This is a genomic window from Oleiphilus sp. HI0067, from assembly GCF_001635735.1.
On record NZ_LWFI01001333.1, the window covers coordinates 45,706 to 71,101 of the forward strand.

At 44.6% G+C, this 25,396-nt stretch carries 24 protein-coding genes, 1 pseudogene and 1 riboswitch; of the genes and pseudogenes, 2 read left to right on the plus strand and 23 right to left on the minus strand.

From position 1 onward, the window contains the following. Positions 1–11: 11 nt before the first annotated feature. The 17 genes from bluB to A3739_RS21155 form a co-directional block, all read right to left on the minus strand. Entirely contained in the window at positions 12–671 is a 660-nt protein-coding gene (gene bluB, locus A3739_RS21075; RefSeq protein WP_068481579.1) for a 5,6-dimethylbenzimidazole synthase, read from the minus strand. 28 nt (positions 672–699) lie between these two features. Further along, a complete protein-coding gene (cobS, locus tag A3739_RS21080) occupies positions 700–1,461 on the minus strand; it encodes an adenosylcobinamide-GDP ribazoletransferase (protein WP_068481576.1) in 762 nt (253 codons plus the stop codon). A gap of 18 nt (positions 1,462–1,479) precedes the next feature. Then, positions 1,480–2,484: a nicotinate-nucleotide--dimethylbenzimidazole phosphoribosyltransferase gene (gene cobT / locus A3739_RS21085; protein WP_068481573.1), complete on the minus strand. Its 1,005-nt coding sequence runs from the start codon at positions 2,482–2,484 to the stop codon at positions 1,480–1,482. A gap of 1 nt (position 2,485) precedes the next feature. After that, positions 2,486–3,097 carry a cob(I)yrinic acid a,c-diamide adenosyltransferase gene (gene cobO / locus A3739_RS21090; protein ID WP_068476065.1) on the minus strand — a complete coding sequence of 204 codons (612 nt, stop codon included), beginning with the start codon at positions 3,095–3,097 and terminating at the stop codon, positions 2,486–2,488. Between the two features lie 42 nt (positions 3,098–3,139). Further along, a complete protein-coding gene (locus A3739_RS21095) occupies positions 3,140–3,973 on the minus strand; it encodes a cobalamin-binding protein (RefSeq protein ID WP_082878529.1) in 834 nt (277 codons plus the stop codon). Next, positions 3,966–5,009: an aminotransferase class I/II-fold pyridoxal phosphate-dependent enzyme gene (locus A3739_RS21100; protein ID WP_068481567.1), complete on the minus strand. Its 1,044-nt coding sequence runs from the start codon at positions 5,007–5,009 to the stop codon at positions 3,966–3,968. Before A3739_RS21100 ends, A3739_RS21095 begins: the two co-directional genes overlap by 8 nt. Continuing rightward, positions 5,006–5,989: an iron ABC transporter permease gene (locus A3739_RS21105; protein WP_082878533.1), complete on the minus strand. Its 984-nt coding sequence runs from the start codon at positions 5,987–5,989 to the stop codon at positions 5,006–5,008. Before A3739_RS21105 ends, A3739_RS21100 begins: the two co-directional genes overlap by 4 nt. Positions 5,990–6,039: 50 nt before the next feature. Then, the gene (locus tag A3739_RS21110; RefSeq protein WP_068481561.1) at positions 6,040–6,864 is read right to left on the minus strand and encodes an ABC transporter ATP-binding protein; all 825 of its coding nucleotides are present in this window, start codon (positions 6,862–6,864) and stop codon (positions 6,040–6,042) included. A gap of 5 nt (positions 6,865–6,869) precedes the next feature. After that, a complete protein-coding gene (gene cbiB / locus A3739_RS21115) occupies positions 6,870–7,904 on the minus strand; it encodes an adenosylcobinamide-phosphate synthase CbiB (protein WP_082878530.1) in 1,035 nt (344 codons plus the stop codon). A 7-nt stretch (positions 7,905–7,911) separates the two neighbouring features. After that, positions 7,912–8,442, minus strand: coding sequence for a bifunctional adenosylcobinamide kinase/adenosylcobinamide-phosphate guanylyltransferase (gene cobU, locus A3739_RS21120; RefSeq protein ID WP_068481558.1), 531 nt, complete (start codon positions 8,440–8,442; stop codon positions 7,912–7,914). Beyond that, positions 8,439–9,893 carry a cobyric acid synthase gene (locus tag A3739_RS21125; protein ID WP_068481555.1) on the minus strand — a complete coding sequence of 485 codons (1,455 nt, stop codon included), beginning with the start codon at positions 9,891–9,893 and terminating at the stop codon, positions 8,439–8,441. Before A3739_RS21125 ends, cobU begins: the two co-directional genes overlap by 4 nt. Before the next feature lie 12 nt (positions 9,894–9,905). Then, on the minus strand, positions 9,906–11,087 hold the full coding sequence (locus tag A3739_RS21130; protein WP_068481552.1) for a hypothetical protein: 1,182 nt from the start codon (positions 11,085–11,087) through the stop codon (positions 9,906–9,908). Positions 11,088–11,100: 13 nt separating this feature from the next. Next, complete coding sequence (locus A3739_RS21135) at positions 11,101–13,041, minus strand: TonB-dependent siderophore receptor (protein ID WP_068502673.1); 1,941 nt, start codon at positions 13,039–13,041, stop codon at positions 11,101–11,103. Between the two features lie 105 nt (positions 13,042–13,146). Then, a riboswitch (cobalamin riboswitch) is annotated at positions 13,147–13,353 on the minus strand. A gap of 120 nt (positions 13,354–13,473) precedes the next feature. Continuing rightward, entirely contained in the window at positions 13,474–14,334 is an 861-nt protein-coding gene (locus A3739_RS21140) for an energy transducer TonB (RefSeq protein WP_068477629.1), read from the minus strand. Between the two features lie 108 nt (positions 14,335–14,442). Continuing rightward, positions 14,443–14,790, minus strand: a complete 348-nt coding sequence (gene maoP, locus A3739_RS21145) for a DUF413 domain-containing protein (protein WP_068482169.1) — start codon at positions 14,788–14,790, stop codon at positions 14,443–14,445. Between the two features lie 224 nt (positions 14,791–15,014). Then, complete coding sequence (locus A3739_RS21150) at positions 15,015–15,569, minus strand: class I SAM-dependent methyltransferase (protein ID WP_231876550.1); 555 nt, start codon at positions 15,567–15,569, stop codon at positions 15,015–15,017. A gap of 97 nt (positions 15,570–15,666) precedes the next feature. After that, on the minus strand, positions 15,667–15,990 hold the full coding sequence (locus tag A3739_RS21155) for a helix-turn-helix domain-containing protein (RefSeq protein ID WP_068475467.1): 324 nt from the start codon (positions 15,988–15,990) through the stop codon (positions 15,667–15,669). Between the two features lie 295 nt (positions 15,991–16,285). Between A3739_RS21155 and A3739_RS28275 the strand changes: the two genes are divergently transcribed. Beyond that, a complete protein-coding gene (locus A3739_RS28275; protein WP_082878532.1) occupies positions 16,286–16,606 on the plus strand; it encodes a LysR family transcriptional regulator in 321 nt (106 codons plus the stop codon). Positions 16,607–16,612: 6 nt separating this feature from the next. Next, the gene (locus tag A3739_RS28280) at positions 16,613–17,173 is read left to right on the plus strand and encodes a substrate binding domain-containing protein (RefSeq protein WP_068475514.1); all 561 of its coding nucleotides are present in this window, start codon (positions 16,613–16,615) and stop codon (positions 17,171–17,173) included. Between the two features lie 61 nt (positions 17,174–17,234). Here the strand turns inward: A3739_RS28280 and sucD are convergent, their stop codons facing one another. From sucD to sdhB, 6 genes and pseudogenes are all read right to left on the minus strand, one after another. Next, positions 17,235–18,107, minus strand: coding sequence for a succinate--CoA ligase subunit alpha (sucD, locus tag A3739_RS21165; RefSeq protein ID WP_068482163.1), 873 nt, complete (start codon positions 18,105–18,107; stop codon positions 17,235–17,237). Then, positions 18,107–19,276, minus strand: a complete 1,170-nt coding sequence (gene sucC / locus A3739_RS21170) for an ADP-forming succinate--CoA ligase subunit beta (RefSeq protein ID WP_068482160.1) — start codon at positions 19,274–19,276, stop codon at positions 18,107–18,109. The genes sucD and sucC overlap by 1 nt, the downstream gene beginning before the upstream one ends. A gap of 103 nt (positions 19,277–19,379) precedes the next feature. Further along, positions 19,380–20,819 carry a dihydrolipoyl dehydrogenase gene (gene lpdA, locus A3739_RS21175; RefSeq protein ID WP_068502675.1) on the minus strand — a complete coding sequence of 480 codons (1,440 nt, stop codon included), beginning with the start codon at positions 20,817–20,819 and terminating at the stop codon, positions 19,380–19,382. Between the two features lie 16 nt (positions 20,820–20,835). Further along, positions 20,836–22,044 carry a 2-oxoglutarate dehydrogenase complex dihydrolipoyllysine-residue succinyltransferase gene (gene odhB / locus A3739_RS21180; RefSeq protein ID WP_068482154.1) on the minus strand — a complete coding sequence of 403 codons (1,209 nt, stop codon included), beginning with the start codon at positions 22,042–22,044 and terminating at the stop codon, positions 20,836–20,838. A gap of 16 nt (positions 22,045–22,060) precedes the next feature. After that, positions 22,061–24,898: a 2-oxoglutarate dehydrogenase E1 component gene (locus tag A3739_RS21185; protein ID WP_068482150.1), complete on the minus strand. Its 2,838-nt coding sequence runs from the start codon at positions 24,896–24,898 to the stop codon at positions 22,061–22,063. 326 nt (positions 24,899–25,224) lie between these two features. After that, positions 25,225–25,396: pseudogene (gene sdhB / locus A3739_RS28285) on the minus strand (succinate dehydrogenase iron-sulfur subunit); the annotation flags it as partial.

The window sequence follows — 25,396 nt, forward strand, 5'->3', positions numbered from 1 at the left end:
GTAGGCTAAGCTTAGTATTGCCATTCGTCCTCAAACACGAACTCATCTAAGCTACGCTCTGTCGCCCACTCCTCCATAACGAGCATGGGCTTCTCATAGAAAGCATCTACATGACCAATGCATAGAATCGCGACAGGATGGCTATCGGGCGGCATGTTTAAAACCGTTTTTAGCGCCTCAGGGTCAAAAATGGAGACCCATCCCATACCAATTCCCTCAGCACGCGCGGCAAGCCACATATTTTGAATAGCGCAAGACAACGAAGCCAAATCCATTTCTGGTAATGTTCGTCGCCCAAATACATGTTCATCACGCTTATCGGGCAGTGCCGCAACAATGACATCTGAACATTCTTTTAAACCCTCTACTTTGAGTTTAAGAAACTCAGCTTTGCGAGAGGCTAATGCAGCAGCGGTAAGATCGCGCTCATTCTCTACTAGCGTTTGAATCGCTTCACGCTTTTCAGTATTGCGAATTCGGATAAAACGCCACGGCTGCATTAAACCAACACTCGGAGCCATATGAGCCGCATATAGCAGCTTGCTAATAAGGTCTTCGGAAACCTTCTCGTTATTAAAATGCCGCATATCTCGGCGTTCCGCCATGACTTTATAAATGGCTGTTTTTTCTGCGCGAGTATAGGAAAACGTAGGGTCAGAAGAATCATTCATGGCAATATGCGCGTGAGGTTTGAGAACATTAAGCTAGGCGTAATAATGCTAGAACAGCCAACAAGAACCCAATCTCGGAGATCTGTTGGATTGCGCCCAGCGCATCTCCAGTGTAGCCGCCTAACCACCGTTTAAGTTTGATCGCCAGATAGTAAACCGGCAATCCCATAAGTACGACAGCTATTATAGTATTAGGAGGAAGTAAGATTAATGCAGGAAATGATAAAACCGTTGCTATCGAAAAATCTTTATTACCAAAACGCTTTGTAATCGGCTTAGCCTTGCTAGTTTCATCCAAACGAACATACTGCATCATTCGCATTACCAGAACGCTATACCAACGCGAAAAAACATGAGCAACTAATATAACAACCGGTACATAATCAGCAGGTAATTGCATCAGTGCGATGAACTTTAACGCCAGTGCGAAGAATAGCCCAACAGCACCATAGGTACCTAAACGGCTATCCTTCATAATATTCAGGATGTGCTCTTGTGACCAACCACCACCAAGACCATCACAGGTATCAGCCAAACCATCCTCATGAAAGGCGCCCGTCATGTATATGCCAAGTAATATGACGAGAAGAATACTTAGCTCTTGAGAAAATATATGACTTAAAAGGATGAATGCGAGAGCTGTCGTTGAACCAACCAGCCAGCCGACAAGGGGAAAATAGCGGCTGGCATGGTCTTGCGTGCTCTGATCTACATTGCTCAAAGATGGCAAAGGGATGCGCGTATAAAACATCAAAGCATAATGGATTAGTTGAAGCTGTCGTTTAATCATGATCGAGGCTCGTTTGGCTTAAGCGTCTGAGACGCCCGCATCTTCAAAGCTAGCCATCTCATTAATAAACGATACAGCCGCCTTTACAAGCGGATAAGACAAAGCACATCCTGAGCCCTCACCCAAGCGAAGATTCAAATCTAGTAGCGCATTGACGCCTAAATAATCTAACAGCTTTCTATGCCCTTGCTCCTGAGAGCAGTGACAAAACACGGCATTGTCCTTAATCGAAGGGTCCAGCTTGTATGCACATAAATATGCGGCACTCGCAATAAAGCCGTCAACCAATATCAGCACATTACGTTTGCTTGCTTCGAGCATCGCACCAACCATTTGTACTATTTCAAAACCACCAAACGTTTGGAGTACTGCGTGAACACCATCTAACTCACCATGATAGGTAAAAGACTTTTCAAGTACCTGAATTTTATGACTCAGTTGACGGTCATTAAGCCCCGTACCGCGACCAGCTATTTCTGATACCGGAATCCCAGTTAACTGGGAAATAAGAGCAGCTGCAGATGCCGTATTTGCAATACCCATTTCACCAAACCCAACAACATTGCAGCCTTTATCATGCAACTCACCAAGAACATCCGCGCCTGATTGTAAGGATTGATTCAGTTGCCACTCGGTCATCGCCTGATCAACTAAAAAGTTACGTGTTCCTTTTGCTGTCTTGCGATAAACGATCGGCAAATCATCAGGAAATTCATAGTTAACACCTGCATCAACGACCTGAAGATCCATACCATTCTGGATCGTAAATACATTGATCGCAGCACCTCCAGCAACAAAGTTCATGACCATTTGCCAAGTCACTTCCTGCGGATATGCGCTCACGCCTTCTCCGGCGATACCATGATCGCCTGCGAAAACCAGCATGGTCGGTTTGGTGAGTTGAGGTTCCAGCGATTGCTGAATTAAACACACTTGTTTCGCTAACGCCTCAATATCTCCAAGCGCACCAATAGGCTTGGTCTTGGTATCTATTTTTCGCTGAACGCTATCGGCAAAGCTCATTCTAGTAATCAACACCCTTACGTGCTTTCACACCTGCTTTATACGCGTGCTTCACTTCCTTCACCTCAGAAACGGTATCGCACAAATCTCTTAAAGCGCTACCACCGCCACGACCCGTAACAATCACACTCTGCTCGGGTGGTCGGTTCGCGATTGCATCCAAAATCATCTGCTCATCGAGATACTTATAGGCAATCATATAGGTCAATTCATCAAGTAAAACGAGATCAATACTTTCGTCTTTCAACATACGTTCGGCTTCAACCCAGGTCGCTTGAGCAGCTTCAATATCAGCCGTTCGATCTTGCGTATTCCAAGTAAACCCAGTACCCATCTGGTAAAAATCAACTTCTGGCATCTTCTCTTTTAGAAAGATCTCTTCTCCTGAAAGCTGAGCACCTTTAATAAATTGAACAACGCCAACTTTATGCCCATACCCTAAGGCACGTAATACCATTCCAAACCCAGAACTGCTTTTGCCCTTGCCGTTACCGGTAAGTAGCAAAGAAATACCGCGTTCTTCATCAGCCGCTGCAATATGCGCGTCTACTTTTTCTTTTTGCTTTTGCATCGCTTTCTTGTGCGATTCGTTTTTAGCATTCTCGTCTGTCATAAACCTTCTCTTACTTTGTTTAAAGCTACGCTTATCAATGCGCTACTTTTTGCTTTGTCTAATATCATCAAACACTTCGCAAATTTGCTGCATGCCGTAGAGTGTTCGATATGAAAACCGGTGCAATAAGTCACCATTAAAAAATACGATATGATCGTTTTTAACCGCAGGAATCTCAGGCCAGTCATTCCACATATTCAAGTCCATTTCTGTACCGTGATGCGTTGGCACAACGATGACCTCTGGACGCAAATCAATCACGGATTCTAAACTTACTTGCGGGTAATCCATTGAAGGGTCGTCGAAGACATTTACAGCACCGCAACCTGCGAACATTTGATTAATCCAACTCCCTGCAGCCATTGTACGTAATGGCTTAGACCACAATTGATAGAAGAAACTGACAGGTTTTCTAGACTGATAATTGTCACGTAAAGAATCTAGACGCTCCCGATAGTTTTGCGCCTGCACCTGAGCTTCAGCTGAACGTCCAACCTTATCGCCTATTCTCAATATCTCTTGCGGAATATCCTCGAGTTCTTTCGTTGTACTTTCATACACGACGATACCTAACTCTTTGATTCGTTCGATGTCTCGTGTTGGATTACCACTCTCCCAGGCAATCACTATATCTGGCTCAAGTTCAAGTACCCGGTCAATCTGGATAGCAGTATGCCCGCCGATCCTCGGAATCGATTTAGCCTCTTCTGGATAGTCCGCAAAATCGACCGTTCCGACAATCTTGTCACCTACGCCTAACAAAAAAAGTATCTCAACCGAATGCGGCGACAACGCAATAATACGTTCTACCTGTTTAGCATTCGCAACCATGGATACGAACAAAAGCAAAAACACAGAAACACTAAACTTAAGCACTAATATCTTCTCTATTAAAGGCGCGCGCGAGCGCAGTTTCTAGGTAATTTAATTCTGCTTCGTTTTTCGGAACAGAAACACGAAGGCCTAAACCGTTATCTAACAAACGGACATACACGCCATCACTCAGTAGCCGTTCGAATATAATGAGTGCGTCAGGTGTTCTGATTATTGAAAATAGCTTTACTGCGCTGTTTACATCACTAAAGTATCGCCGTAACACAACATCTAATTTGCGAGACCAAACTGTCACTTCTTCACAAGCAGAACGCAACCATGCCTGATCTGCTACAACACGTTCAAACAGCGTTAAAGATGGCCCGCTAATGCCCCACAATGGGATGTCACTCTTTACGACATGGCGTAACTGAGTAGAAACACCCACCGCTCCGATACGCGCGCCAGGAAGACCTGAAAATTTACCGAACGAGCGTAGAACAATTAAGTTCTCTAGCCCGGGCTTACCAACGTAACTCGACACGGAAAACTCATGATGAAAATCGACAAAAGCCTCATCAATGATCATCCATTTTCCAGCCGCGGTCATTCGCTCGGCTAACGTAATAATTTCTTTTGCGGTAAGAAAGTCTCCACTTGGATTATTTGGATTGATCACAACACAAATATCAACAGCTTCGATTAGTTCATTAGAAGCCAAGACGTCATACTCATACAGTCGTGCATCCACTTTTTGCCAATGATAGCGATGTTCAGCATAACCCTCACTCGGCACCGCAACTGACAAAGACTTATCGAGCTGTTGCTTGAATAGCTTAGGCAGATACTCAATAGCCCACTGAGAACCTGGTGTCAGGAGGAAGTTCTCATTGTCATAGTATTGCGCAACCCTCTCTTTCAAAGAGGGCGAGATATTCGGGAGAGATTTCCATTGTTCTGGCTCGTTATCTAGTTTGTCATAGGCAAAAGGATTGACCGCACTCGATAAATCTAAAATGCTACCTTGCAAATCCCGCTCATATCTCAAGCACGAAAGGTCTCCACCATGTTTTGGCCTAGGTTTCGAAATATCAGTCATGAACGTGCATCTCTTCGCACTAGCACTAGTAAGAAAAAAGCACTCCCCAGCGCTGCTGTAATTACGCCAATTGGCAGCTCTGTTCCCTCGTGCAAGACCCGAGCAAGCACATCCACCCAAATCATGAAAATACCACCCACCATGGCCACAGCAACAAACAAGTTAACACGTAATCCAATGACTAATCTTCGAACAATATGAGGAATCATCAAGCCAACAAAACCGATGCCACCGCAATTTGCGACCAACACTGCGGTCATTAGCGAACTCATCACCAGCATCCCAAGGCGTAAGCGTACGACATTAACACCAAGCGCCTTTGCATTTTCATCTCCAGCCAACATGGTTTTTAGAGGCCGAGAAAAGGCGAAGAAGCAAAGCAAGCTAATCAGTAAAACGACAATCACCGGTCCTATTGAAGCCCACTCCGCGCGAGCAAAGCTTCCTAAGGTCCAAAAGATAAGTGATGCAGCTGCCAAGGGATCAGACAAATACAAAACTAAACTTGTCGCCGCACTAAACATGAAGGACGTCGCGACACCCGCAAGCAACATACGTTCAACGTTTCCGCTTCGCCCTGCGAGTGCGATGACGATTACTACCGAAAAAAGGCTGCCAGCAAACGCACCAACCGCAATACTATATTCTGAAAATCCAGAAATTGCCGATACGCTAGTGCCTGACAACGCCGCAATCACCAGCACAGCCCCAAAGGATGCACCGGAGGAAATACCAAACAAATATGGATCTGACAGGGGATTTCTCGTGACGGTCTGAAGTACCGCACCAGCAAGGGACAAACCTGCTCCCGCAAGAAACGCCAATACCGCTCTTGGGGCACGTAACTCCCATATAATACGTTCACGTATCGCACTGATTTCAGATTCTTGGCCTGTCAGAAGGCTGAAAGTACTCGAAAGCACGTCATTAAAAGTAATGCTCGCCGCACCGAAGACGACAGAAACAAACAGACTGAACATGGCCACAGCCACGCAAAGGCTTATAAAAACAGTTGTTCGCGTTATGCCTATCACTGACGGTGAACTCCGTCTTGAAAGGCGAAACTAACGCGCGGATGGTCATATAAAGGATGGCGATCGACGACACAGCATGTCCGATATACTTCACTAATAAGATCCTCGTTCAGTACATCTTCCGGAGAACCTTGGGCGCATAATTTTCCGTGATTTAAGACAATAATTTCATCACAAAACGCAGCCGCTAAATTCAAATCATGAAATGAAGCAAAGACCGTCACCGGAAGGGCCTTAACTTTACGAAGCACCTCTAACTGAAAATGAATATCTAAATGGTTAGTCGGTTCATCCATGATGAGTAGCTGCGGCTTTTGGAGCAAGGCTCGTGCTAAATAAGCCCTTTGCTTTTCGCCGCCTGACAGAACTGAAAAGGGCTTCTCTGCAAGTTCACTAAGCTCCATCTCTTTGAGGAGCTGCGCGATCAAGGCATCATCATCTCGAGTATTCCATTCAAACAAGCCCTTATGGGGCGTCAGCCCTTGTGCGATAACATCATGAACAGTTAAGCCCATATAGTCATTTTGTTCTTGAAGAATAACAGCGGTTTTTAGGGCAGATTGTTTCGCACTCAATTCCCAAACATTCTGTTCATCCACAAACACTTCGCCCTCAGTGGGTTTAGTTACTCGATAGACACATCGCATCAAAGAGGACTTCCCTGCGCCGTTTGGGCCAATAAGGCCAACAAACTTGCCCGTCTCGATTTTAAATGAAACATCATCAAGAATTTTTACTGGGGATGCTAATCCTCTGCTTGGTGCTGTCCAACTTAAATGTTCTACCCGCAACATCGTTGCATTTTTAATTTGCGAAGACATACCGTTCACCAGCCCAATACTAGCGACACTAGAAACAGCACAGAAAAGCCTAACATTAGGCACCTGTGTATCCAGCGAATCATTGTGATTGATCGCGTTAAATCGAGAGGTGTTGGCTCGGGGCCGGCTCCCAAAACTGGACGTATTTTAACTGAACCATCGTAGACAGCCCGCCCTCCTAAGGAGACACCCAATGCTAGTGCACCAGCGGCCATCACTGGACCAGCGTTTGGGCTATACCAATTTCGCCCATTTCTTAATGCTTGTACAAAACGGCGAATTGAAATCGAAAAAATCAAAGCGCAAAGGCGTGCAGGAATATAACCAAGGACGTCGTCGACGCGCGCGGAGAAACGTCCAAAATAATTATACCGAGTGTTACGATAGCCCCACATTGAATCTAAGGTATTAGATACTTTAAAAAATACGGCACCAATCGGGCCTCCAATAAGGAACCAAAACAAAGGCGCAATCACTCCATCATTTTCGTTCTCGGTAAGTGTTTCAATCGCCGCTTTGGCAATCTCTGGTTCTTCAAGCGAACACGTATCGCGACTGACCACCCTTGAAAGAGCAACTCTAGCATTTTCAACATTTCCACTCGCGAGAGTCGTTTCGACTGAAGAAATGTGCTGAATCAAAGAGCGAGGAGCAATACATATATACAAGATAATGACCGACAGCATACCAAACCATACATGTACGTTATCACTCTCTATGATCGCTGACGGCGCCAACACCACTAGCAAAATACAAATAAACAGTGAGCTATGCACAATAAACGCCGCACTCACACCCCTAATTAGCAATCGAGGTCTATTGTTATTCTCAGGATAAAAAGCTCGTTCAACGACCGCGATAAGATTTCCAAGGCCAACGATCGGATGATATTTTTTTGGCTCACCAAGTATCGAATCGAATACAAAAGCCAACAAGACACACATTGAAGCGTAAACCGGATTAGTAAAAATCGGGAAAAACGAAAGCTCAGCGAATGCGCTCAAGGTTGGCGAAAGCAGATCTGGTGATAAAAGATACATAACCAGCTCACTTCACTGAAAGGGGTAAACCGGCGACGACTAAACTCACATGATCACAGATAGTCGCTAGGGATTGATGCAAGCGTCCAGCTTCATCACAAAAATCACGGGTAAGTTTATCCATACCAATGAGTCCCATATTGGTTTCATTAGACACCAAAATACAAGGTGTATCTGTCGTCTCTAGTTGCCCCTTAAACACAGAAATAAACGAATCTTTATGGTCAACAACCTCAGGTTTTACAAGCAAATTGGTCAACCATAGTGTTAGGCAATCAATCACGATAACACCTACGCTCGGGTCTGCATCTAAATCTCTTAAAGCTTTAGCAAGATCGACAGGCTCTTCGATCACCACCCAATTATCCGGTCTCTGGATTTGATGCTTGCTAATACGCTGAGTCATTTCTTCGTCAAGAGCTTGTGCGGTTGCGACTAATGCAACGTTAAATTTAGTTTTGCTAGCTACATCTGCAGCAAGAGTCTCTGCATATCGACTTTTTCCAGACTTAACACCCCCAAGGACTAGATGCTTCATTCATCTAACTCCAAGAAACTGAGCACATTCTCCATATCGATGCTTTCATCAAATGCAACAGCCAAACGCTCAATTGAAGCTTCACGAACAGCTTGATAGTCAAGTTGTTCTTTAACTTTAAAGCCCGCCCAATTAAGCACAGAAGTAAGCGCATCAGGTGTATCTAAAAGACCATGCCAGTATGTCCCCGCAATATTTGAATCAAGGCTCACAGCGCCGTCTGAATTACCATTCTCATAGTGAATAAACGGCCTATCTAATGATTCACCATGCGTACGACCAGCATGTATCTCATAACCTTGGACGGCAACACCATCTGAGGCAAACTGCCCTCTTACCCGAACAAGCGCTTTTTCTTTTGTAAGCATTGTATGATGTTCCAAGAACCCAAAGCCCTGAGATAAACCTGGATCGCCTTCAATACCATCAGGATCATCAATGCTTTGGCCCAGCATTTGATAACCGCCGCAGATGCCGAGTACTTTCCCACCGTATCGAAGATGTTTATTTATTGCATCTTCCCATCCTTGCTCACGCAAAAAGGCTAGATCAGCGCGAACCGACTTAGAACCAGGAAGGATAATTAAATCTGCAGGAGGGATGTCTCCATTCGGAGGAACATAAGTAAAGTTTATTTCTGGATGTAAACGCAAAGCCTCGAAATCTGTGTGATTACTAATGCGCGGAAGCACTGGCACTACAACACGAAACTCACCGTCTTGCTTCAAGTTGTCATCTGGCAACGCATCTTCTGCATCAATATTCAAACCATGAAGATAAGGCAAAACACCCAATACAGGTTTGCCAGTGCGCTGTTCTAACCATTCGAGTCCATTCTCTAAGAGTTTTATATCGCCCCGAAATCGATTAATCACAAAACCCACAACGCGATTTTGCTCACTTTCGCTAAGAAGATCTAAAGTCCCCACTAATTGCGCGAACACACCTCCTTTATCGATGTCAGCGACAATAATGACAGGGCAATCAGCCGCTTCAGCAAAGCCCATGTTAGCGATATCTCGATCGCGAAGATTTATCTCGGCCGGGGAGCCTGCACCTTCCACAATGACACACTGATATTGCTCTTCGAGCCGCTGATGAGATTCGAGGACCGCGTCCATCGCCCGGGTTTTGTAACGGTGATAGCTGACTGCATCCATATCACCTTTAGCCTTACCGTGCACAATGACTTGTGCACCAATATCTGTATTGGGCTTCAGCAAGATCGGATTCATATCGGTATGAGGTTCAAGATGACAGGCCTGCGCTTGTAGGGCTTGCGCACGACCTATCTCTCCACCATCGGCGGTCACAGCGCTGTTCAGCGCCATGTTCTGAGGTTTGAACGGTACCACCGAAATTCCTCGGTGATACAGGCAACGACACAAGGCGGCGACGAGAATGCTTTTACCTGCATCCGAGGTCGTGCCTTGTATCATTAATGTGGACATAAAATTCGTGTTTTAGTTAGTTGTATCGGCGAATTCAATTCTAACAGGATTACGAATAGTGTTGATGGTCGCCACCGATGAATCATCCGCTATGCTAATCACTTCTATACGAGGATTAACTGTATCGCCAAGTGCAACCCAAAGTTGGTTACTTGAATCAATCTCGATTGTTTTAATGTCTAAACCTGAAAATCCATCGTTCGGCGAAGCACTTACAGCTCCAGATGTTGGGTTAAACTGAATAAGGTCGTTATCCTGGAAAGCGTTATAACGAATTAAATATGCTTTGTTATCAGATGATGACACTTCAACTCCCGCAATTTGTGCATTTACGCTTGCATCATTATCGTCAACTAATAAGGTACTCAAGTAAGTCATGCCACGGATATCAACTTTCTCTATACCACCTGTAAGTTCAGCAGGGCGAGATCCATCTAATGAAGCATAACGACCTACCCCAGCGACATATATATAACCACCCACTACATCCATATCTTGGGCATTCTTGACGGTTAAGTCGTACGCTTCACCTGAACCATTCACGTCGACTTCAAGATTTGTCGACGGATCAATCACAAGAATTCGAGAGGTCTGCGGAACAAAAGATGAATCTTGGCCATTTAATAGAACGTACAGCAATCCATCTTTCACAAAACCATCCGATGCTCCGATTCCATTTCCAAAGCTATATTTCGAATAGTCTAAGCGATCTACGATAAAATCACTTTGTTGATTACTATCAGTAACGCTTGGATTAATCTCAATAATCTCATCAGTACCAAAAGGTAAAACATAAGCCTGTGTTTCAGATACAAACACCACCGTATATGGGTTTGGATTATCGCTATCATCCTTAGCCACAGAGTATTCCCAAATTGGGTTCTCGGCATCATCAAATGAGAATTTCGCTAAGTTGTTAATCCCGAAACGCCCCATGCGATAGAAATGATCGCCAAATGTTAGAAAGCGTACATCAGATAAATCTTGAGCAGCATAATCCGAAGATATTTCGTAAGCTGGGATTGTATCAGTAAACTGAACAGCGCTTGATGTAAAGTCTGCTGATACCGTGGAAATTACCGCGCAGTCAAAACAGTCGACAGAGTTGTCAGTTGAATCACTACTTGAACATGCGCCAAGAAATGCCGAAATAGATACTAATGCGGTCGCTTTTATTAATTGTCTAGCATTCATTTTTTCAGTTCCTTTAATTGAAGGTATAGCTATAGGTTAGGAAAGCTCGTCGTCCCGGACCCGGGTAACGATTAAAATCTTCGATTCTTTCGTCTGTAATATTTACTAAGGAAAGCCTTGCGTTGTGCTGACCCAAACGGCGCTCGATACTAACGTTAATCTGTTCATTTGTTGGCATCTCTGCAGACGCACTTCGATCATAATAACCACCATCTTGGCGTTGATACTCCAAATTTAGCTTGTAGTCGAACACCGACAATTCATTTGAAATAGTCGCGGCAGATTCATACACGCCAGCGAGAGAGTTCCCCTTAAAAGCTGGGATATCAGACGTGTCTTCACTACTTTGCAAAGTCGCCCTTAACCCAGCTTTCCAAAATTCAGTCAATAGAATGCTCCCGTCTACTTCAAGACCATATATCTGCGCACTTGCAGCGTTTTCAGCGCGACCTATTCCGCGCGAATCGAAAATAACGACAATCGCATCTTTTAGTGATCTGTAAAACAAGGAGGAGTTAAGGTTGGAATTCCCCTGCAAAAACTGCAACCCAAGTTCCGCGTTGGTTGCATACTCTTCGACCAGCTCGTCATTGCCTAACAACGAACCGGTGTCACCAAACAATTCGCTAAGTTTGGGCGGACGGACTTCGTGAGAGAGGCTTGCGGTGAGTGCGAGGGATGGAAAAAACGTGTAGCGCAGGCCGCTGTAAGCAGCGTAATAAGATTCAGTATTACTAACTGATTTTGGAATATCTTGATCGTCTTGCAAATAACGAAGACCAATCTTACCGGTTAGTTGTAAGGTACCCGCATAATTTAACCATTCATCTTGAGCAATCAATGATGTTTGCATGCGCGATGCATCCGTAGACGTGTTCTGAATAAGGTCTTCGTTTTCATATTTTTCAAAACGTAGCAGTGCGGCAATATTGAACAAATGATTACCCGAAGATAAAGCCCAGTCAGTTTTAACGCCTATATTAGATGACTCAGATTTCTCTAGATTTGCAGACAGACCAACTTTGTTTTCAGTGTCGTCATAATCGCCTTTCAACAGCGAACCATAAATCTGATAAGACGCTTTTAACCTAGTAGAAAGTTCATGATTCAACTTACTTTGAATAGATAGGGTTTCAACATCATATGTCGCCGAATTATCTTTGGCGTTTCGCGCAGTCGGCACGCCCTTAGAAGACTTCGAGTAGCGAACTACGTTATTTGCATCTAAAGACTTAGAGATATCTGTGACCGCAGATAAATGAATCGCTCCTTGCTCGTATTGTGCGTTTTGACGACGCTGTACCTCATCATCGAAAGGATTGTTAGGAGTCTGCCGATCATTTAAAAACTCATAGTCGTTGTCGCTAGAAACATACTCTGCATTAACAAGATAATTTGTATCTCCAGAATGAAAAGCAGAGGTCAACGCGCCGAGCTGGCTTTTGAACGATCCATAGCCCGCCCTCACAGTATGATAAGGCTTCGCAGCACCTTTTTTGCTTACGAGATTTATTGCACCACCAATTGATGACACGCCCAACTGCGCTGGGGTATTACCACGATATATTTCTATTCTCTCGATTGAGCTCAATTGAATATTGCCAAGATCAACAATTCCTCCGTGCGCATCATTCAATAACATGCCGTCGAGAAACACATTAACTTGTGCTGCACTAGACCCACGGATACTCACAGTCGAATAAGAACCTATCCCACCTACTTGACGAATTTGAACGCCACTCTGATCAGATAACACATCCGCGACATTAGAGAACTCATGACCAAACTCACTAGAACGAATTACTGTTGTATGACTTGAAGTATGCTCGGTATTGATATGATCGGCATCAAGCTTAGAAGCTGTCACCACAACGGTTTCATGCTCGACGGTTTCCTCAGCAACAGCAAACGTCGAAACAAGAAGTAGAGAAAGTAAAACTAAACGTAGACCCACGCACTTCACCAGCAATCGCGCAGAGAGAGAAGCAAAGAACAGTAATGGTTAACGAGCGACAATCTAGTTCGTTAGACATCAGTCCCAAATATCGCCCTCCGCAATATCTAAAAAATCACTTCAGGCCGGTCTCCGGGCTTACAAGTTGTCATTCGACTTAGTCGAACGGCCTTCCCATGCTTTACTGCACAGTGGCGAGGATGCCGACTTAACTTGCTTACCGTTGCGGGGGCAGCGTTGGACTTCAACCAACTTCCCGTTTCACTCGCTCACTAGATTTAGTGATTGAGCACCTCAAGCAGGGCTGCGACTTTACGCAGTTCACATTTTCAAGTCAATTGATTTATTAAAACTGGGGCAAGGAGTGACGGGACTAATGAAGTAACATGGTCGAGTGTACGAAGATCAGAACTGCAATGAAGAGCAAAACGTTTAGTCGAGCCTAAACGAGATGGGTACAGTAACATAGCCTCTCAACGAAGCTTCAGCCGCATCAGCAGGAGAGAAGCTCCAGCTTTCGTAAATAGTTGAATAAGCGGCAAAATCTAAAGCCGATACATTACTCGATTCTAGAATCTCTACGTAAGTCACCGAGCCCGTAACATCAACATGCACTCCTAATAATACATCCCCTTCCCAACCACGCCTGCGCGCTAAGCTAGGATAAACTGGTCTGGGATTTGAAGGGCTACCTAGCACATAAGCTGGCGATCTAAATTGCTCTTTAGGCTCTTCAATTTTCTTGACCGGAGCCTTCTGCTCTTTTTGATCTTGTTGAGGCTGCTCTTTTGCTTTGCTTTCGGCAACTTTATTAGCAGGTTCACCCTTATCCGAATGATCACTGATGCTCGCTTCGGATTGCTTCGCAATTTTCTTCTTGGATGGAGCAACTGTTTGAATAGTCTCAACCGGTGATGATTTAGAAGGCTCGCTTTCTAAAATGGCTTCCGTTGACTTTTGAGGTTCGGGTTCGACAACCGGTTTCTCGACAGGCTTCACCACAGGATCGGGTTTCGATTTAGGGGTAAGATCTTCCTGTTTTGGCGATTCTTGACTGGCCGACAAGGGTTCAATAATAGACTCAGGAGTGGGTTCTAAAATGCGTTGAGACAAGGCAACCCGGTACGTTGAATTATCGACGATATACGCCTTAGGCCCTAGCGCATACGAATAGAAAACGATCGCTACCAACAGATGAACAATTACCGCTGCGGCAAACGCCGTCAGAAATCCCGCATTCGGATTATTCCAAACGATTTTTGGCTTCCGATAATTGATGTAGTTTTGCAACATAACCGCTCAAGCAAATGAATTTTGAGCGGCGAACTATACAAAAACACCAATTACGAACGCAAGACGTTGACCCAAAGCACCATACTTTGGTCTGTATCTCAGGCTGACTTAACTCAATAAGTCTTTAGCGTAAACTCTGCCTTCAGATGATGCTAAATTTCCACTTGATGCAAAGCTAAACACGCAGCGTTTACGACCAATAAAATCAGCGTACTTCATCCAGACTTTTTCAAATTCAGTCTCGGCGTCGCGTTCACCGCGGCACACTGCAATCAGCTGTTTTTGAGCCTTTCCCTTTGGCTCTATTTCTCCGGCAATAAGACTGTTTGCGCAGCAGCCTCCTCGTGTTAGTAGTTCTGACTCATTACGAGAAAAATTCCCACTGCGACTAAATCCATGTGGAAAATTCTTGTCGTCACGAAATGCCTTACCCGATACCAAGCTTTTATCTAGCATCGCTTACTCCCTTATATTTATAGAGCTCTTCCCGCTCAAATTATTGTTATACGCTGACTACTCCCTAGCTGCCTCGTATTCTCAACGATCTAAACTCCGATTGATGTGACGAACATTCAATACGGCTACATGTGGCCACATTGCACAATAATCTTTACAAAAACTTTACAGCGGCAACAAATGTGGACAGCTCAAAAAACAAACAAATTTCGTGCCGACTTCAGTTATGAAACAGAAGCTTCACCCATATAGACGAAACCCGCGAAAGACGGCGTTTTAGGAACGTTTATTTTAGAAAGCTCACTTATTTGAAAACCCGCATCACTAATCAGAAGATCAATAGAGCGATTAAGCTGACAGCCGCCGGCTAACCTAGACCAAAGGGGATTAATTCTGTTTTGCCACTTTTGAACGTTTAGATCTGCAGAAAGACCGTGCTCACAGAAAAGCAGCTTGCCATTTGGTTTCAATACGCGCCGCATCTGTGCAAGTGCTGTCCTCGTATCCACAATGGTGCACAAGGTAAAAGTAAGAAGAACTGTATCAACACTTTCATCATCCAAAGGAATTTGCTCGCCAGGCAAGTCTAGCCATCGCCAGTCAATTCCGCTCTGGACTACGTTACTCTTAGCCTTATTACGCATTCCTATTGAAGGTTCTAGCCCCCAAACAAACTCAACAATTTTTGGGTCATAAAATTGTAGATTAATGGCGGAACCTGCACCAACTTCCAAGACGCGTCCAGAACACTTCGGCACGATTTGGCTTCGGAGCTTCATGATCTGAGGCGAACCGCAGGCGCAATTAATTAGGTGAGGCAATATGTATCGTTCATACATAACATTTTCTTATTTTTATCAGAGATTTCGCTAAATATTACTCTACCGCGTGACGCGATTCCTCGATCAATTCATCGCGTTCTTTAGCGATTCGGTCAAGCAAGCCTTGAGGTGCATTCGTCGCTGAGTCATGCTTGCCGCTCCAACGGATCATCTCGAGTATAACTGGCATGAGATCTACACCTTTTGGCGTCAAGGTATAGATTTTTCGGCGTTTATCAGCCGGATCGACCTGTTTATGAATCAGCCCGTCCTGCTCTAACTGAACGAGCCTCGCACTAAGAATATTTGTGGAGATATGTTCATCACTACTCTGTAACTCAGAAAAAGATCGTTTAGACGTAAAGATCAAATTTCGCATCTGCAAGATAAACAAAGCGCCCTAGCCCTTCAAAAGTGTTAAGAGGTTTTCGATGACTAAACACTCGGCTATCCGTAACGAGCCTATGCTCAGTTAGTCCTGCAAAGCCTCCTAATGGCAATGATTCTCTCGCTATTATTTCCATCTCGATCTCCTGGTTAAAACGTTTTTCCTATCAATATGGAGAAAATACAGACCACAATTAATTATATATACGCATAATTGAGTAAAACAATCTCATTTTTGACAACAATTATTCGCCATAAGATTTGATAAACAGACCGACTTAAACAACATGCTAGTTTTTCTAGCTGTCATTGATTCAGGTAGTTTTACTGCAGCTGCTGAGAAATTAGATATTCCGAAGGCAAATGTGAGCCGAAAGGTGTCCAAACTCGAAGACAGTTTTGACGTGACGCTTTTAGAGCGCTCAACGAGATCGCAACGACTAACGGAAGTGGGTTATCAATATGTCGATCATTGTAGGAAAATCCAGCAAGAGATTGACATAGCAAACTTCTCTATCTCAGAGATGAAAAACGAATTTGGTGGGCAACTCCGTATTGGAACATCGATATCAATTGCAAACGAAATTCTAAGACCATCGTTATCATAATTCTTAATGTACTATCCTGATATTGATGTAGATCTTCGTCTTATCAATCAACGCATAGACTTAATTGAAGGTGGATATGATTTATTGATACGTGTTGGAAAACTAGATGACTCGGGTCTTGTTGCGAAATCGCTTGGTTGCGCAAAACGTTATATTTATGCGAGCCCAAGCTACCTAAAGCATAACGCACCACTCAAAGATCTCGATGATCTAACAGAACACAACATACTCCTGATGTCACATCTTGCTCATCGCAATCAAGTCGATTTTTATAAACAGAATTCAAACAAAACCAAACTTACACTCAGCATCAAACCTAAACTACTCGTTGATGAGTTTTCGATTATTAAACAGGCGGCGATAGATAGTCTAGGTATTGCGATACTGCCAAGTTATATGTGCAAAGAGGAGGCAAAGGAAGGAAGCGTTGTGCGCGTGTTAAACGATTGGAAAATGTCAGATATAGGCATATATGCATTGTTTCTAAAACACCGAAACAAACTTCCGAAGCTCAACGCATTTTTAGAGCATGCCTCTAAGATTTTCTTAGAAGTACTAGAACAGTAAAAATCTAACTCCTCAAAATTAAAAAAGGAGGCAAGAGCCTCCTTTTTTAAACCTTAAGAACTTACCAACCAGTACGTTCTTTAAGTGCTTTACCGATGTCTGCGAGACTCTTAACCGTAGTTACGCCAGCTGCTTCTAGCGCTGCGAACTTATCATCGGCAGTACCTTTACCGCCAGCGATAATCGCACCAGCATGTCCCATACGCTTACCCGGAGGAGCAGTAACACCTGCGATATATGATACAACAGGCTTAGTTACATTCGCCTTGATGTACTCAGCAGCCTCTTCTTCTGCAGTGCCACCGATCTCACCGATCATAACAATTGCTTCAGTTTGAGGGTCGTTCTCGAACATCTCAAGAATGTCGATAAAGTTTGATCCTGGAATCGGGTCACCACCAATACCTACACAAGTAGACTGACCAAATCCGAAGTCAGTCGTCTGCTTAACTGCTTCATAAGTCAACGTACCTGAACGAGATACGATACCAACTTTACCTGGAAGATGAATATGACCAGGCATAATTCCGATCTTACACTCTCCTGGCGTGATCACACCTGGGCAGTTAGGGCCGATTAAACGCACGCCTAATTCATCACACTTAACCTTAGCATCAAGCATATCAAGCGTTGGAATACCTTCTGTGATGCAGACAATTAGCTTGATACCGCCATTCGCAGCTTCCAGAATTGAATCCTTACAGAAAGGAGCAGGGACATAGATAACAGATGCTTCCGCGCCAGTTTGCTCCACAGCTTCGCGTACAGTATTGAATACAGGCAAACCTAAATGTGTTTGGCCACCTTTGCCTGGCGTAACACCACCAACCATGTTGGTTCCGTACTCGATAGCTTGCTCAGAATGGAATGTACCTTGCGATCCAGTAAAGCCCTGACAGATTACCTTCGTATCTTTATTAATTAATACACTCATTACGCTTGACCTCCCGCCGCTGCGACTACTGATTCCGCTGCGTTGGTAAGGCTTGTTGCAGCAATAATATCAAGCCCACTTTCTGCAAGTGTTTTAGCACCAAGTTCAGCGTTGTTGCCTTCTAAGCGAACAACTACAGGAACTTCAACACCGACTTCTTTTACTGCGCCAATGATGCCTTCTGCAATCAGGTCACAACGAACAATACCACCAAAGATATTTACCAATACGGCCTTTACGTTGCTATCAGAAAGAATAATTTTGAATGCTTCAGTTACACGCTCTTTAGTTGCACCACCACCAACATCAAGGAAATTTGCTGGAGCGCCACCGTGAAGCTTAACGATGTCCATAGTGCCCATCGCAAGACCTGCACCGTTCACCATACAACCAATGTTGCCATCAAGGGCTACGTAATTGAGTTCCCATTCAGCCGCGTGTGCTTCGCGCTCATCTTCTTGCGAAGGATCGTGCATTTCACGTAACTTCGGCTGACGATACATCGCATTACTATCAATGTTAATTTTTCCGTCTAGGCAGTGGATGTTGCCCTCAGGAGTAATTACGAGAGGGTTGATTTCTAACAACGCTAAATCGTAATCATGGAAAAGTTTAGAAAGCCCCAAAAACAACTTTGTGAACTGCTTAATCTGATCGCCAGCGAGACCAAGTTGGAACGCTAGATCGCGTGCTTGGTATGGTTGAGCACCTACTAAAGGATCGATTTCTGCTTTCAGAATTTTTTCTGGCGTTTCTTCTGCAACGGTCTCAATCTCAACACCGCCTTCGGTAGACGCCATGAATACAACGCGACGCGTAGAACGATCTACAACAGCACCAAGATAAAGTTCTTGGTCAATATCAGTACAAGACTCAACTAAGATCTTACTCACTGGCTGGCCGTTTTCGTCGGTCTGGTAAGTCACCAAGTTTTGGCCTAACCATTTTTCAGCAAAGGCTTTGATCTCTTCTTTGCTATCGACGAGTTTTACCCCACCCGCTTTACCACGCCCACCGGCGTGAACTTGCGCTTTAACGACCCACTTGTCGCCGCCGATTTTGTCAGCAGCGGCTGCAGCCTCTTCCGCTGTATCACAGGCATACCCTTGTGATACTGGCAGTCCGTACTCAGCAAAGAGTTGCTTTGCCTGATACTCATGTAAGTTCATAGCTTATTCCGTTGTATTAATGAGTGAGCGGCAGGCGTACGACTAACACCACAAACCTGCCCCTAGTTAACACCTATACTTATAGGCGAATCTAAATTATGTATTATTTGCGTTTCTTTCTGTTTGCTACGTGAATAGCGTGTCCTGAAACAGCTAAAGCCGCCTCGTGCACAGATTCAGAAAGCGTAGGGTGCGCAAACATTGTCAAACCAAGGTCCTCAGAACTAGAACCAAATTCCATCGCGATCACAGCTTGGGCAATAAGTTCAGACGCGCTAGGTCCAATGATATGCACTCCTAGAATGCGATCCGTTTCTTCATGCGCAAGAATCTTAACCATTCCCGCCGTCGCGTTTGTCGCCATCGCTCGGCCGCTTGCAGCAAAAGGTGCAATACCAACATTGTACGGAACGCCATCAGCTTTGAGCTGCTCTTCATTTTGACCACACCATGCTAGTTCTGGGTGCGTATAAATAACACCCGGAATAATATCGTAATTGACCTGCGTCTTTTGACCAGCAATACGCTCGGCAACCATGACGCCCTCTTCAGAACCTTTGTGCGCAAGCATTGGACCGCGAACAACATCACCGATCGCATAGACACCGGGCACATCAGTCTGGCAATGATCATCAACATAGATAAAACCGCGCTCATCCAAATTGATACCACTATCTGGAGACAACAAACCATCGGTAACAGGAGCTCGACCAACTCCAACGATTAACTTATCGACTTTAAGTTCTTGATCGCCTTTAGCATCTTTGTACTGAACGTTCACGAGACCGCGCTTAACATCTGTACCTTGAACCATAGATTTAAGACGAATATCGAGGCCTTGCTTCTTAAACTGCTTTAGCGCTTCTTTTGCGATTTGTTGATCAACAGCACTCAAAAACGTGTCCTGAGCTTCCAGAACCGTAACTTCCGATCCAAGACGAGCCCAAACGCTGCCTAGCTCAAGGCCAATAACGCCTGCGCCAATCACACCAACTCGTTTTGGAACTTCTGTGAATTCGAGAGCGCCCGTTGAGTCAACAATATACCCCTCAGTTATAGGGGCTGGCGGAATCTCAATAGGCTTAGATCCCGTTGCGATAATAACGTTTTCAGCCTCATAGCTTGAAACCTTCCCACCATTATCTGTCACTTCAACTTTCTTACCTGCTAGCACTTTTGCAGTACCGTGAATGGACGTTACGCCGTTCGCCTTAAAGAGCATACCAACGCCACCAGTAAGGTTTTTAACGATGGTTTCTTTACGACCCATCATTTTTGGCACGTCTATTTCAACATCGTCTGCAGAGATACCATGAATATCGAAGTCGTGCTTAGCTTCCTCATACTTATGAGATGACTCTAAAAGCGCTTTGGAAGGGATACACCCAACATTTAGACATGTCCCACCAAGAACAACCTTTCCGTTGTCACTGGTCCATTTTTCAACACAAGCAGTTTTTAGCCCCAACTGAGCCGCACGAATCGCTGCAACATACCCACCAGGGCCTGCGCCAATGACAATAACGTCATATTTATTTGACATAATTTTCCCGCCTGAATTAGATATCTAAAAGAATACGTGCTGGATCTTCGATCAACTCTTTGATCGTTACCAAGAATTGCACAGCTTCCTTACCATCGATCATTCTATGATCGTAGCTAAGTGCTAGATACATCATTGGCAGTATCACAACTTCACCGTTGACCGCCATAGGACGTTCTTGGATTTTGTGCATACCCAAAATCGCAGTCTGCGGTGGATTAAGAATAGGCGTTGACATTAACGACCCAAACACACCGCCATTAGAGATAGTGAACGTGCCACCTGTCATCTCCTCGATCGTTAACTTGCCATCGCGAGCCTTACCACCAAATTCCTTAATCGAAGATTCAATTTTCGCTAGGCTCATAGTGTCCGCATCACGGAGAATTGGTACAACCAAACCTTTCTCTGTTGATACAGCAACACCAATGTCTTGATAGCCATGGTAAACAATGTCATTACCGTCTATCGAAGCGTTCACTGCAGGGAATCGTTTGAGTGCTTCAGCCGCGGCCTTCACAAACAAAGACATAAACCCTAGCTTCGTTCCGTTGTGTGTTTTCTCAAATAGATCTTTATACTGCTTTCGCAAATCCATTAACGGCTTCATGTTGACCTCGTTGAAAGTCGTCAACATTGCTGTATTTTGGCTAGCATCAAGCAAGCGACGTGCAATACTTGCTCTCAAACGCGTCATTGGTACGCGTTTTTCTGGGCGTTCACCAACAAACTGTGGCGAATCAGGCGCTGCTGCAACTGGAGCAGATGCAGGCGCTGCAGCAGGCTTTTCACTCAGATATTTCACGATATCTTCTTTTGTAATACGACCGTCTTTACCTGTTGCAGCAACACGAGATACATCAACATTATTCTCGTCGACAAGTTTTCGCGCTGCAGGGCTCATGATTACATCGCCAGATGCAGCTGCTGCATCTTCAGCGACTTGCGCAGCAGGTTCTGCCGCTGGTGCAGGTTCGGAACCAGCTACACCGGCTTCAAATTTACCAATCAATTCACCAGAGAGAACAACATCGCCCTCTCCTTTAACGATTTCTGAAACAACACCATCTTCAGGTGCTACGACTTCTAGTACTACTTTATCTGTTTCAATATCGACGATTAACTCGTCTCGAGAAACTTGTTCTCCAGGCTGCTTGTGCCACGTAGCGATGGTGCCATCTGCTACAGATTCTGGGAAGGTTGGCGCTTTGATTTCTATAGACATTTCCAATCCTTAAAATTTATTCGTTATCGAAAGCTTGTTTAACAAGGGCTGCCTGTTCCTCGACATGAACAGAGGTATAACCTGCTGCTGGTGAGGCTGAACCTTCACGCCCGGCATAACGCAAATAGACTTTTTCAGTGACTTCTTTTAGAGCTCCGCGCATTCGATGCTGAGTTGGATACCAAGCACCTTGGTTTTGTGGTTCTTCCTGACACCAAACGACATCTTTTAGCTTCGGATATTCGTTGAATACGGAAACTAAGTCGTCGTGAGGGAATGGATAGAGCTGCTCAATACGAACAATCGCTGTATCTGCGATCTCATTATTACGACGATAATCAAGTAAGTCGTAATAAACTTTACCGCTACACAAAATAACCGACGTCACTTTCCTAGGGTTAAGGTCTTCAACTTCTCCGATGACCGTCTGGAATGTTCCATTGCTCAAATCATCAAGCGTAGAAATCGCTTCCTTATGACGCAGTAAGCTTTTTGGAGTAATCGCGACCAAAGGCTTACGCAAAGGACGTTTAACCTGACGACGCAACATATGAAATACCTGCGCAGGCGTTGTTGGAACACATACTTGAATATTGTGCTGCGCACAAAGCTGCAAGTATCGCTCGAGACGAGCTGAACTGTGCTCCGGCCCTTGACCTTCATAGCCATGAGGTAGAAGCATGGTTAATCCACACAAACGTCCCCACTTCTGTTCACCACTTGTAATGAACTGATCGATCACTACCTGAGCACCATTCGCAAAGTCGCCAAATTGAGCTTCCCAAATCACTAGCGCATTTGGATTAGTTGTGGAATAGCCGTATTCAAAAGCAAGAACAGCTTCTTCTGATAGCAAAGAATCATATATCTCTAAACGAGGCTGATCTTCACTCAAATTTGCCAATGGAATATAAGCCGAACCATCTTTCTGATTATGAAGTACGGCGTGTCGGTGTGAAAACGTCCCTCGACCTACATCTTGACCCGTAATACGAATGTCATGTCCTTCATTTAACAATGTTGCATAAGCCATCGTTTCGCCGTATCCCCAGTTAAGAGGCAAGGCGCCTTGGTCCATCTTCTTACGATCTTCGATAATTTTTTGCACCTGACGCTGAATAGGAAGACCATCAGGTGTAGACTGCAATTTCTTTCCGAGCTTCTGTATTGTCTTAAGAGCAACACCCGTTTTCGCACGAGCGGTCCACTCGTGCCCCAAATAAGGCGCCCAATCAACATGCATCTTAGAGGTAGGCTCCAATACCAAACTGCGAGTTACATGCTCGCCGTTATCTAGTGCCGCTCTATAGTCATCCTCAAGTTTTTTGCTTTGCTCCGCAGTAATAAACCCAAGTTCGACAAGCTTGCTCGAATAAATGGTGCGAGTAGTTGGCAATTTTTTAATTATGTCATACATCAAAGGCTGAGTACCTGAAGGTTCGTCAGCTTCGTTATGACCACGACGGCGATAACAAACCAAGTCAATCACAACATCGCTTTTAAACTCATTGCGATAATCAAGCGCAACTTGAGTTGCGAACAATACTGCCTCTGGATCATCGCCGTTAACATGCAGTATTGGAGCATGAATCATCTTAGCAACGTCAGTACAGTATTCAGTTGATCGCGCATCGACACGTTTGTTAGTAGTAAAGCCAACCTGGTTATTGATTACGATATGAATCGAGCCGCCAGTCTTGTATCCACGCGTCTGAGACATCTGAAATGTCTCCATCACCACGCCTTGACCGGAAAACGCAGCATCGCCGTGCATAATAATCGGCAACACACTATTACCAACAGCATCTTCGCGACGATTTTGTCTTGCCCGAACCGAGCCCTCAACCACAGGAGATACAATCTCAAGGTGAGAAGGATTAAATGACAAGGCTAAGTGTGCCTCACCACCCGGAGTCATAACGTTAGATGAGAAACCTTGGTGATATTTCACGTCACCCGAGCTATCAATCAACTTCTTGCCATCAAACTCGTCGAAAAGGTCTTTGGGGTTTTTACCGAGAGTATTAACCAGTACATTAAGACGACCACGGTGAGCCATGCCAATAACGATCTCTTTCGCGCCATAACCACCGGCACGTTGGATCAACTCATCGACAAGAGGAATTAAGCTTTCCCCGCCTTCTAAGCCAAATCGTTTTGTCCCCGGATAACGAGAACCAAGATATTTCTCTAAACCTTCGGCAGCGGTAAGACGCTCTAAAAGATGAAAGCGCGTATCTCTTTCATATTCAGGCTTACCTTGTACGGATTCCAATCGCGCGTGAAACCATGCGCGCACCTTTGTATCAACGATGTGCATATATTCAGCACCAATTGAAGAACAATAGGTTTGTTTTAACCCTGAGACAATGTCTCTCAGTGGTAAGGTTTCAGGACCAAAAGCCAAACTACCTGTTTGAAACTCTGTATCTAAATCCGCTTCACTCAATCCATGATAAGAGAGATCTAAATCTTCAACATTCTCACGCTCCATTAACCCCAAAGGATCAAGCGACGCCGCTTGATGCCCACGAATTCGATAAGCACTAATCAGCTGAAGCACTTTAACTTGCTTCGCATCATGCTCTGACACTGCGCTTGCAGGAGTTGCAGAGCTAGCTGTTAACGCTTTGTTTTTTGAAATATGGAGAAATTGCTCGCGTACCGTAGAATGCGGTACGTCTTTGGCTGAATAGCCATCGACACGAGGAAGTTGATCAAAATAAGAACGCCACTCTTCTGGCACACTATTGGGATCGCTTAGATAAGAGTCATAAAGTTGTTCAACATAAACTAAATTGCCACCGGCCAGATGGGATGTCTGCCAGAGTAGCGCCATGTTGTTGTCTTGCATTAAATATTCGCCTTGTTAGCATCAAATGCGGACCGAGTTTTCCTTAAAAGCAATGAACACAAGCACGAAAAAGCGATTGCGAAACTTCCTTGGTTTGGGGGGATAACCCCGTCCCGGTATTTGAACACACCTTTGCCGCCTTTTAAGCAGCAAACTGCTCTAAAACTGCCCTTCACGTTATTGGGATAGCAAATAACAAAAAGGAGCAATAGATCCCGTTTAGTATAGCGACTTTTACATTAATTTGAGAAATATTTACCTACTTTTAAGCAAAAAAAAGCCGCTTAACAAAGCGGCTTTTAATTTGCTGCTCAACAAGTGAACAATTAAGTAGAACGCTGCAACAACATTCCACGAATATGACCGATTGCGCGTGTCGGATTTAATCCCTTAGGACAAACGTTCACACAGTTCATAATGCCACGGCAACGGAAGACACTAAACGGGTCATCCAAGTCTGCCAATCGCTCTTGTGTAGCCGTATCACGAGAATCAGCT

What these genes read in the sequence shown, in the direction of transcription:
- A3739_RS21105 (WP_082878533.1), bottom strand. Translation starts at nt 5,989, where the DNA reads ATGTTCAGTCTGTTTGTTTCTGTCGTCTTCGGTGCGGCGAGCATTACT.
- A3739_RS21100 (WP_068481567.1), bottom strand. Translation starts at nt 5,009, where the DNA reads ATGACTGATATTTCGAAACCTAGGCCAAAACATGGTGGAGACCTTTCG.
- A3739_RS21150 (WP_231876550.1), bottom strand. Translation starts at nt 15,569, where the DNA reads ATGAAGCTCCGAAGCCAAATCGTGCCGAAGTGTTCTGGACGCGTCTTG.
- A3739_RS21125 (WP_068481555.1), bottom strand. Translation starts at nt 9,893, where the DNA reads ATGTCCACATTAATGATACAAGGCACGACCTCGGATGCAGGTAAAAGC.
- cobT (WP_068481573.1), bottom strand. Translation starts at nt 2,484, where the DNA reads ATGAGCTTTGCCGATAGCGTTCAGCGAAAAATAGATACCAAGACCAAG.
- cobO (WP_068476065.1), bottom strand. Translation starts at nt 3,097, where the DNA reads ATGACAGACGAGAATGCTAAAAACGAATCGCACAAGAAAGCGATGCAA.
- sucC (WP_068482160.1), bottom strand. Translation starts at nt 19,276, where the DNA reads ATGAACTTACATGAGTATCAGGCAAAGCAACTCTTTGCTGAGTACGGA.
- A3739_RS28280 (WP_068475514.1), top strand. Translation starts at nt 16,613, where the DNA reads ATGTACTATCCTGATATTGATGTAGATCTTCGTCTTATCAATCAACGC.
- A3739_RS21140 (WP_068477629.1), bottom strand. Translation starts at nt 14,334, where the DNA reads ATGTTGCAAAACTACATCAATTATCGGAAGCCAAAAATCGTTTGGAAT.
- A3739_RS21130 (WP_068481552.1), bottom strand. Translation starts at nt 11,087, where the DNA reads ATGAATGCTAGACAATTAATAAAAGCGACCGCATTAGTATCTATTTCG.
- A3739_RS21110 (WP_068481561.1), bottom strand. Translation starts at nt 6,864, where the DNA reads ATGTCTTCGCAAATTAAAAATGCAACGATGTTGCGGGTAGAACATTTA.
- cobU (WP_068481558.1), bottom strand. Translation starts at nt 8,442, where the DNA reads ATGAAGCATCTAGTCCTTGGGGGTGTTAAGTCTGGAAAAAGTCGATAT.
- cbiB (WP_082878530.1), bottom strand. Translation starts at nt 7,904, where the DNA reads ATGTATCTTTTATCACCAGATCTGCTTTCGCCAACCTTGAGCGCATTC.
- odhB (WP_068482154.1), bottom strand. Translation starts at nt 22,044, where the DNA reads ATGTCTATAGAAATCAAAGCGCCAACCTTCCCAGAATCTGTAGCAGAT.
- lpdA (WP_068502675.1), bottom strand. Translation starts at nt 20,819, where the DNA reads ATGTCAAATAAATATGACGTTATTGTCATTGGCGCAGGCCCTGGTGGG.
- bluB (WP_068481579.1), bottom strand. Translation starts at nt 671, where the DNA reads ATGAATGATTCTTCTGACCCTACGTTTTCCTATACTCGCGCAGAAAAA.
- sucD (WP_068482163.1), bottom strand. Translation starts at nt 18,107, where the DNA reads ATGAGTGTATTAATTAATAAAGATACGAAGGTAATCTGTCAGGGCTTT.
- A3739_RS28275 (WP_082878532.1), top strand. Translation starts at nt 16,286, where the DNA reads ATGCTAGTTTTTCTAGCTGTCATTGATTCAGGTAGTTTTACTGCAGCT.
- maoP (WP_068482169.1), bottom strand. Translation starts at nt 14,790, where the DNA reads ATGCTAGATAAAAGCTTGGTATCGGGTAAGGCATTTCGTGACGACAAG.
- cobS (WP_068481576.1), bottom strand. Translation starts at nt 1,461, where the DNA reads ATGATTAAACGACAGCTTCAACTAATCCATTATGCTTTGATGTTTTAT.
- A3739_RS21185 (WP_068482150.1), bottom strand. Translation starts at nt 24,898, where the DNA reads ATGCAAGACAACAACATGGCGCTACTCTGGCAGACATCCCATCTGGCC.
- A3739_RS21155 (WP_068475467.1), bottom strand. Translation starts at nt 15,990, where the DNA reads ATGCGAAATTTGATCTTTACGTCTAAACGATCTTTTTCTGAGTTACAG.